This is a genomic window from Vibrio sp. 10N.222.48.A3, assembly GCF_041475345.1.
GTDB lineage: Bacteria > Pseudomonadota > Gammaproteobacteria > Enterobacterales > Vibrionaceae > Vibrio > Vibrio tasmaniensis_A.
Map to the genome: position 1 here is coordinate 1 of NZ_JBFRVX010000006.1, position 2,063 is coordinate 2,063.

The 2,063-nt window shown below is 40.9% G+C and carries 1 protein-coding gene and 1 pseudogene; one reads left to right on the forward strand and one right to left on the reverse strand.

What is annotated here, in order from left to right; all coding sequences use genetic code 11:
* Positions 1–1,661: Ig-like domain-containing protein (locus AB4653_RS00085; RefSeq protein ID WP_372103062.1), on the reverse strand; the 1,661-nt coding region annotated here is incomplete at its 3' end.
* Between the two features lie 261 nt (positions 1,662–1,922).
* Here AB4653_RS00085 and AB4653_RS00090 point away from each other — a divergent pair.
* Positions 1,923–2,063 (forward strand): annotated as a pseudogene (locus AB4653_RS00090) (aromatic amino acid aminotransferase); the annotation flags it as partial.

Sequence of the window (2,063 nt, forward strand, 5' to 3'; positions counted from 1 at the left end):
ACATCATTCTCTAGTAAATTAGATTTTACAGATTCATAAGCGCCTAGTTTAAGCGTCTTCGAATTAGCATAGCCTTGGTTGACCCAAACCTCTGAAATCGACTGTTTACTTGAGTTTTTAGCGGCGGCTAACTGCTCAGACAAGCCTGTTTGAGCGTTTACTACCCATAAGTCATCGATAGGAGCCTGCTCAAAATCAAAGCGAGCATATAAGTCAGGCGATGTGACTTTGACATGTACGACATCTCGGTCGAAAAGTTTCTTGCCATCAGTAATGATGTAGTGGAACTCATCTTCACCAATAAAACCTTTTGGGGCTTTATAAGTTACTTTTCCATTGGCGATTTTAAGTTCTGCACCCTGTGCTGAATATTTATCAACCTTATGGATAGAAATAGTGTCGCCATTCGCGTCAAAGTCATTTTTGAGCACATCTAAGCCAGTCGTGCTGTCTCGTTTTACGCTGAAATGGTCGATTTTAGCCGATGGAGGCAAAGGGTAGTCGGCAAGCCCAACCAAATTTCTTCTCAAACGGTTATTTTTATAACGTGTAAAGTTGATGTCATCAACATGAGCAGCGCCACCTTGAATACCTTCACCTTCAGCCGAGGTACTATGGCCTGTGCCTAAGTAGTGTGCGGTTTCATGTAATACAACGCCGTCTGCACCGATGATGTCACCAGGAGAGCGAACAATACTTCCGAAGTTTACGCCTAGAATCCAGTTGCCTTTCAGCCACAGCATTCTATGTTTGAGATCCCAACCTCGCGTTTTTCTTTGCTCATCCCACCATTTTATAGCAGCAACTCGAATAGGTTCATTCTCATGTTGGTAACCCCACGCCTTACAAGCGTCATGAGAAGCACTTTTTTTACAAGTTTGGTAATGGTCGTCCAGATAGCCCCACGTTTCGATCAACACATCATTGACAGAAAAACGCAACAAAGCATCTCGGCTCAACACATAGTCAACTAAATTAATGTAGTAATCGACAAGAACCATGGCGTCGTCCAAATTGCTATCCGCTTCTTGAACAAACGCTTGGTAAGAGACATGAACTGCCACTTTTACTTTGTGCAATTGAACTTGCGTTTTGTCTTTAGCAATTAAGTTATCTAAGCCAGACGTTGGTGCACTCGGCCTTTCATCTATGGTTTTAATTGCCTTTTGCATATTGTCTAAAATTGTAGACTGCGGCGTAACCGACGCTAAGTTTTGAGCTTTTGCTGTCAACTTATTCGCAGATAAGCCACTTATGATGTCTGCCTTTTCAATCGTCCATACTGTTTGACTACCACGGTAAGCCGTCACATAGAGTTTATTCTTAGTCGTCAGTGCTGCAATAACTTGCGTATTTTCATCACTGGTATCAACACCACGATAAACACGGATATCAGGGGTATTAATTGTACTTGCTGGAGCATGCCCATTAATACGGTGATCCCAAAGATATACTTTCATATCGGGCTCTCGGATCGAGTAACGATGGAGCTCTAAAGTACGCTTTTTACCATTAACCGTAATGGCTACTGAAAGATCCGGGGGTGATGCTTTCGTAGGCTTATAGACCATAGGTTTATGGCCTTCGTTTTTGCTATCTTTGCACCCACCAGCCATGACTACCGCTAGTACCACAAAACATAGACTTAGTATTTTCTTCATTCTATGTGGTTCCTTTATATCGACCAGTCTAAACATGAATAAAAACCATAGTAATAGCAATGAATTACGTTGAACAAAACAACGCCAACGTACAGTCGTTTCAAATGGAAATGCCGAAAAATCCCTTAAATCAAATTTTCGAAACTGTTAGTTATAAATCGTTTTAATAAATTCTAGGTTTTGAGTTGTATCAACCTTATATGAAAGGTATAAATACTGGAGTTATTATTACCTCCCTCTCAATTGACATGGATGAAGATTATGTTTGAAAAAGTGTTAGCAGCTCCCGCCGATCCTATTCTCGGCCTTACTGAAGAATTTAAAAAAGACTCTCGTGAAGAGAAAATTAACCTTGGTGTTGGCATCTACAAAAATGAAGATGGTCAAACGCCAGTACTTAAA